General features: G+C 43.5%; 6 protein-coding genes and 1 rRNA gene. All 7 read left to right on the plus strand.

The features are described from left to right. Positions 1–2 precede the first annotated feature (2 nt). Positions 3–1,271 (plus strand): nucleoside/nucleotide kinase family protein, encoded by a 1,269-nt coding sequence (locus T359_RS23165; protein WP_242839137.1) that lies wholly within the window; start codon positions 3–5, stop codon positions 1,269–1,271. 88 nt (positions 1,272–1,359) lie between these two features. Further along, a complete protein-coding gene (locus T359_RS0118680; protein WP_035785025.1) occupies positions 1,360–2,286 on the plus strand; it encodes a DUF2156 domain-containing protein in 927 nt (308 codons plus the stop codon). Next, complete coding sequence (locus T359_RS21985) at positions 2,283–2,930, plus strand: GNAT family N-acetyltransferase (RefSeq protein WP_026518704.1); 648 nt, start codon at positions 2,283–2,285, stop codon at positions 2,928–2,930. Before T359_RS0118680 ends, T359_RS21985 begins: the two co-directional genes overlap by 4 nt. 46 nt (positions 2,931–2,976) lie before the next feature. After that, entirely contained in the window at positions 2,977–3,807 is an 831-nt protein-coding gene (locus T359_RS0118690; RefSeq protein WP_026518705.1) for a putative ABC transporter permease, read from the plus strand. Positions 3,808–3,835: 28 nt separating this feature from the next. Then, on the plus strand, positions 3,836–5,581 hold the full coding sequence (locus T359_RS0118695) for an MATE family efflux transporter (protein ID WP_026518706.1): 1,746 nt from the start codon (positions 3,836–3,838) through the stop codon (positions 5,579–5,581). Between the two features lie 24 nt (positions 5,582–5,605). Further along, on the plus strand, positions 5,606–6,136 hold the full coding sequence (locus T359_RS21150; protein ID WP_051545633.1) for a macro domain-containing protein: 531 nt from the start codon (positions 5,606–5,608) through the stop codon (positions 6,134–6,136). Between the two features lie 440 nt (positions 6,137–6,576). Then, positions 6,577–6,781 (plus strand): 16S ribosomal RNA (locus T359_RS0118705); the annotation flags it as partial.

The raw sequence follows: 6,781 nt of genomic DNA on the forward strand, positions 1-6,781 counted from the left end.
ACATGAAATTTGACGCAAATATTAACGGAATTGATGTTATCGCTACTTACAGCGAAGACGATATAAAAAATGTTTATAAACCATTATTAAGCCGTCTCGTCGATTTGCATAAGGCAAAAGGCAGCCGCATTCTTGTTATGCTGGCTGCTCCGCCGGGGGCGGGGAAGAGCACTCTGGCTAGCTTTTTGGAGTATTACTCCAAGGAGGCTTGTCCCGATGTTACCCTGCAGGCAATCGGCATGGACGGCTTTCATAGAAGGCAGGAATACCTGCTTTCACATGAGACAGAGGTCGACGGAGAGATGATTCCCATGGTTCGTATAAAGGGAGCTCCGGTGACCTTTGATTTTGATGCGCTGAAAGCCAAGATCTGCCGTGTACTTGAAGGCGGTGACTGTGGCTGGCCGGGATATGACAGACATCTCCATAATCCTGTGGAGGATGCGGTTATGATTACAGGTGATATTATTGTGCTTGAGGGAAATTACCTGCTTTTGAACATGGAGAACTGGCGAGAACTTCATAAGCTGGCGGATTATACTGTTTTTCTCTCTGCGGATGCAAAAATGCTGAGAAATCGTCTGGTTGACAGAAAGGAAGCAAGCGGGAATACCAGAGAGAAGGCTGAAGCCTTTGTGGATTTCAGCGATATGCGAAATGTAAGACTATGCCTTGAGCAGTCTCTTATGGCTGACCTTGAGCTTTTTACCGATGAAAACGGCAGCTTTAAGATTGTAGGCTCTTTTGAAGAGGTCAGTGGCCCTGAGGGCGAAGCAGATGAAAAATCCGTCAGAGAAAAGTACAAAAAGCTCACGGAGACTCTGATTCAAAAGAACATCACTATCACAACCATGGAGAGTTGCACCTCCGGGCAGATAGCATCTCTTTTAACAGATACGGAAGGCTCTTCTGCCATAATAAAAGGAGCCTGCATCACCTACAGCAATGAAGCCAAGATAATGGAAGGGGTTCCGAAGGAAACAATCGAGAGATTCGGCGTATATTCTCCCGAGACCTCCAGGGCCATGGCCCGAGCCTGCAGGAAGAAGTATGGGGCGGATCTGGCAGTTGGCGTCACCGGCAGCTTCGGAAATGTTGATCCTAACAATCCCGACAGTATTCCGGGAGAAGTATATTTTTCCATTGTTACCGGGGAAACAGCCCGCAGCTTTCACTGCTTAGTTCCGACTCAGAAATCCCGACTGGATTATAAGCTTTACATGGCAGATGTTATTGTTGAATGCATAAACACCAAGGCTTTTGGGGGTTGACAAAGGAAATAGAATGAAATGAATTAGATTGATTGCGTACAATTAAATAGCAACGTAGACAATCGATCATTTATTATGGAGTACTATTATGGAAAAAGAACTTATTTTTCACAAACCGCTGTTTGAAGAAGCCGCAAAGCTTTCGGAGATATATGCATTAAGGAATAACAAAACCTGCGATAGCACTGTTCTTGACACATATATATGGCAAAACCTGTATAATACACAGGTTTATATGGAAGAAGATGCAGCCCTGATCCTGATGAAGGATGAAAAGGGATATTTCGCTGCGATGCCCTACTGCAGGGAAGAGGAGCTTCCCATATATTTTCAGGCTTTGAGAGACTATTTTCATGAAGAGCTTAAAAGCCCCTTAAGAATTGATCTGGCAGATGAAAATGCCATGACGGTTCTGGGCCTTTTTGATAATGATGATTTTGAGGTGGAAGAGGAGAGCGATCTTAAGGACTATCTGTATGATGCAGAGGAACTGCGAACTCTTCCGGGCAAGAAATATCAGAAGAAGAGAAATCTCATCAATAAATTCACCAAAGAATACGAAGGCAGATGGGAGTACAAGACTCTTTGCTGTGTTGATGAGTATTTCCTTGAAGAATTCATGAAAAAATGGGTGGATCACAGGCTTTCGGAAGGCGTAGAAAGCCGCGATACCCTTATTCTGGAAAAAGAAGGTGTCATCAATATATTAAGAAACTGCGATAAAGTTACCTTCAGGGTTGGAGGCCTTTTTATCGATGAAGAGCTGGAAGCTTTTACTATAGGTTCGTATAACTGCAGAGAAAAAATGGCAGTTATTAGTATAGAGAAGGGCAATTCCGAGATTCCGGGCATTTATCAGGTCATAAACCAGCAGTTTTTGTTAAATTCTTATGAGGATGCCATCCTTGTAAACAGAGAGGATGACATGGGAATCGAGGGCCTGAGGCAGGCCAAGGAGAGCTATAATCCCATCGGCTATGCCAGAAAATTCAAGGTGCGAGAGAAGAAAATATGATTACAGAGTATAACGAAAAGTGGCGAACAAGAAAGCTTTACGAGGAAGCTTTTGAGGACCCAAAGTTATTTGTCGACTATTACTATTCCGACAAATGTTTAGATAACAGAATGATCGTAAGCTGTGAAGAAGGTGAAGTAATATCAATGCTTCACCTTAATCCATATTATATGAACCTCTGCGGGACCACTGTTAATAGCTATTATGTTGTTGCGGTGACGACCACAGAGAAAAGACGACACGAGGGGCAGATGAGGAGAGTTTTTGAAAAGACCTTCGAGCTGTTAAAAGCTGAGCACATCCCCTTTGTGTTTCTCATGCCTGTGGATGAAGTCATTTATTCCTGGATGGGCTTTGAGACAATCTGTGATTTTACCCTGGACCGCATAAGCGACTATGATGAGATCAGGGCGAACTACGATATTTACTGCATTCGTAATGAGGATTACATCAGGCGCATGAATAAGGAGAACGAGCTGCGTCTCATGGACAACGGCGAGGTACTGCCGGATGCACCTGTTATTATGGCAAAGATTACCGACCTTGATGCTTTCAATGCTGCGGCGGGGACAAGCTTTGCTACAGATGCCGATGCGCTTAATTGGATGAAAAAAAGAAGAATTTATATCGCTGAGGAAGTATAATGAATTATATGAAGAAATACTAACGATATTTCGGGGGAGTTTTAAGATGGTAATTGCGCAATACTTTGTGGAGTTTATTTTTTACAGTTTTCTTGGATGGGTTTGGGAATCCATTTATTGTTCAGCTAAGGAGAAAAAGTGGGCTGACAGAGGTTTCCTGTTCGGACCCATCTGCCCTATCTATGGTTCCTGTGTCGTGGCTACGTCAGCCCTTTTTTCTGCATTGGATTTTTTGTCCTCCCCGGATTTTCCTATTTGGGGAATATTTATCATATGTTATTTAGGAAGCGCTGTGGCGGAATATGCCACATCATGGGTTCTGGAAAAAAGATTCCATGCCAGATGGTGGGATTACAGTACCATGCCCCTTAATCTCAACGGAAGGATCTGTGTACCCGTAAGTATCGCCTTTGGACTTGCAGGCGTGGCCATAGTCAAATATCTGATCCCTGCTGTGGAAGGAATTCATTCTGTGGTAAATCCTTCTGTATATGAGGTTCTTGCAATAATATTTGCTATGATATTCGGTGCTGATTATGCCCTTACAGAGGCAAGCCTCTCAGCTCTTTTGAAGGATGTTGAGAAGATGCACGAAGAGTTTAATCTCAAGGCCCAGCAGAGTTACGAGAAAGTTGCTTCCGCTCCCAAAATGATCGAGCAGAAGATCCAGGAAGAAAAAGAACAGGCTGAGATGAGACATAATCAGCTTGTTAAGGCTTATGCAGACAGACTTTCTCTCAATCAGAAGAGAATTCTTCTTGGCATAAAGAAATTTATTCCCAAAAAGCCTGAAAATCTGGAGGAAGTGCGTATACCTCTCGGCAATATGACCGCAGCACTCAGTGAACGAGTAAGAGAGCTAAGAAAGAGAAAATAACTGAATCATCATATTTTTAGGAGCCAATATGAGCAAATATGAAAGAACAAGTACGCTGGTTAACAGAAAGTTCTACCATTATCTGATTCCTACCATACTCAGTAATGTTGCAATGTCTCTCAATGAATTTGTTGATAGTATTCTTGTTTCGCATCTTCTCGGTATAGATGCCGTGGGCATGGTAAACAGGGGATTTCCTGTTATGACCGGATTTGCCCTTATTTATATGTGCTTTGGTATTGGCGGATCAGTTGTATTTGCTGAATATGCAGGCAAACAGGATGGGGAGAAAGCCAAAAGGATCTTCTCATCCATTTTTTTAATAACGTTCGTTATATCTGTTGCCATAACGGCTTTAGGTCTGATCTTCCTGCGGCCCCTGGCAGGAGTGCTGTGCAGGGAACAGGAGCTTATAGCTGACTTTCTGCCCTATCTCAGAATTCTTGTATTTTCCGGAGTTCTTATTATTCCCGTTCAGATTCTGGTTACTTTTTTACCATCCTTTGGAAAACCTGCTGAAGGAACCGCCATCAACATCATCGCCAATGTTGTTAACCTGATAATGGATTATGTATATATACGCCTTCTGAACACAGGATTTAAAGGGGCAGCAATGGCGACGCTTACAGGTTATGTAGTAGGTGTTATTGTACTCCTGGCAATGTGGCTTTTAAAGCGTATTGAGATACCCTTTTCCCGTTTCGGAATGGCTGAAGTCAGAGAGTTTTCCTCCACTTTTTTCAGAGGAGCTGCAGTTGCTGTAAGCCAGCTGGGGTACTGTATCAAGGTCGCTTTTTGCAACAACCTTGCTTCGAGCATGGGTGGAACTGACGGAGTAAATATCTTTTCCCTGTGTATGCAGACTGTGTCCATCATGTCTATTATTATTGCCGGAATCCTTGGGGCTATGATGCCGCTGGTGGCTGCACTATACGGACAGGGCGATCGCAAGGGCGTAAAGATGCTTATGAAGACTGTGATGATCATGCAGTTTGTAACTAATGTTATTTTAGTTGCTATCCTGGATATCTTCCCTCAGTCAGTGCTGGTTTTATATAACGTCCAGGGAGATCTGGCTGTTCCTGCCGCCGCTGCCCTCAGGATATTCTCGGGAATATTCATTTTCCGCGGTTTCATGCTGATATTTATGTACTATTTCCAGATTGTATCCAGAAAAATGTATGCGGTTATCATCAGTGTTATTGACGGATTCGCAGGGATAATTCCCCTGGCGCTTATCCTTACACATTTCCTTGGTATCACAGGCATATGGCTTACTTTCCCGATGCTTTCCGCACTATTGCTTGCAGGTATACTGCTGACAAATACGATAATTGCAAGACGTTCAGAGGGTAAATACAGCGGACTTCTTCTATATGAGCGGGAAGAGGATATCCCTGTTTTTGATTCAACCATTGCTTTGCGAAAAGAAGATATAGTGGATGCGGCAAAAAGCCTTCAGGAGTTCTGCAGAAAGTCCAATGTTTCCGAAAAGCTTTCTGTGTTGGTGGCCCTTGCCTCAGAGGAGATGGGAAATTATTCCATTGAACATAAAGAAAAACGTAAGCTTGATGAGATAGACCTTCTGTTAAAGGTTTACAGCGACAGGATAGTTATGGATGTAAGAAGCATAGGAAAGCCCTTTGATATCACGGCCTGTGATGCCGAGCAGTTTTCCAATGTAGATGTAATAAGAAAAGTGGCTTCATCCATAGAATACGGTTATGTGACCGGAATGAATCAGACCAGGATCACCATTGCCATGGGGGCATAAGCAGAAATTGGAGGAGAAGATCATATGAGCAAAATACAGTTAATTAACGGATCCTGTGCGAATCAGACAGCGGATGTAGTGGTTAATGCAGCCAATTCAAGTTTGTGGGCCGGCGGGGGAATCTGCGGTGTGATTTTCAGGAAAGCCGGAATGCAGGAGCTGACCGAGGCCTGTGGCAAGTACAAAACGCCCATTAAGGATGGAGATGCGGTAATAACTCCGGCTTTTAATATGACCAATGCAAAAGCAATCATTCATGCGGTGGGACCAAACTTCTCCGTAACTCCCAAGGCCTTTAAGGAGCTATTCGATGCGTATTATAACTCTCTGGTCGTTATGAAAGATAATGGGTACCACAGTATCTCTTTCCCACTTATCAGTGCAGGGATATTCGGAGGAAGGCTCCCGAACCCTGCGGCAGAGTCTGCAAGCCAGTGTCTTAGGGCCTACAGGCAGTTTATACAGGACTATCCGGACTATGAAATCGATGTCATTTTATGTGCCTTTTCTGCGGGTGAAATGGCCAATGTTCAGGCTGTTTTTGATGGCAAATAAAAAAGTATGTGGGTCAAAGCCGCATAAATACTGGGTTTTGTAAAAAATTAAAAAAAATTTGAAAAAAGGTGTTGACATCATATATGCCCGGTGATATATTCATATACGTTGCTGCTGCGGCTACGAAACACCGCAAATGCAGTACTGGAGCGGATTCTAGGCTCCATGAACCTTGACAAATAAACAGTAATGCAACCCTGAAAATTTCCGAAAAGCATTGAGCAGGGCACAGATGAAAATAGCAGGTCGTACAAGCTTGCTTGTTAAGAACTGATATTTGAAATCTGTATGTTGCGAAAGCAACTGCTTGGGAATTACGAAGTAATTCGCAAGACCTGATCAATGATCAAGAGAATTATTCAGAATAACAAACCAAAAGTAATAACGGACAGAACATTAAAGCCAAGCTTTTAGTTCTGGCCGGATTGAACAAAACATTTAAACGTGAGAGTTCGATCCTGGCTCAGGATGAACGCTGGCGGCGTGCCTAACACATGCAAGTCGAACGGACTTAAGACGCTGATGAGGCTTCGGCGGATTCTTGTTTTAAGTTAGTGGCGGACGGGTGAGTAACGCGTGGGCAACCTGCCTCATACTGGGGGATAGCAGTTGGAAACGACTGATAATACCGCATAAGCGCACGGA

This window comes from Butyrivibrio sp. MC2021, assembly GCF_000621605.1.
In the GTDB taxonomy this organism is placed as follows: domain Bacteria; phylum Bacillota; class Clostridia; order Lachnospirales; family Lachnospiraceae; genus Butyrivibrio.

What these genes read in the sequence shown, in the direction of transcription:
- T359_RS23165 (WP_242839137.1), top strand. Translation starts at nt 3, where the DNA reads ATGAAATTTGACGCAAATATTAACGGAATTGATGTTATCGCTACTTAC.
- T359_RS21150 (WP_051545633.1), top strand. Translation starts at nt 5,606, where the DNA reads ATGAGCAAAATACAGTTAATTAACGGATCCTGTGCGAATCAGACAGCG.
- T359_RS21985 (WP_026518704.1), top strand. Translation starts at nt 2,283, where the DNA reads ATGATTACAGAGTATAACGAAAAGTGGCGAACAAGAAAGCTTTACGAG.
- T359_RS0118695 (WP_026518706.1), top strand. Translation starts at nt 3,836, where the DNA reads ATGAGCAAATATGAAAGAACAAGTACGCTGGTTAACAGAAAGTTCTAC.
- T359_RS0118690 (WP_026518705.1), top strand. Translation starts at nt 2,977, where the DNA reads ATGGTAATTGCGCAATACTTTGTGGAGTTTATTTTTTACAGTTTTCTT.
- T359_RS0118680 (WP_035785025.1), top strand. Translation starts at nt 1,360, where the DNA reads ATGGAAAAAGAACTTATTTTTCACAAACCGCTGTTTGAAGAAGCCGCA.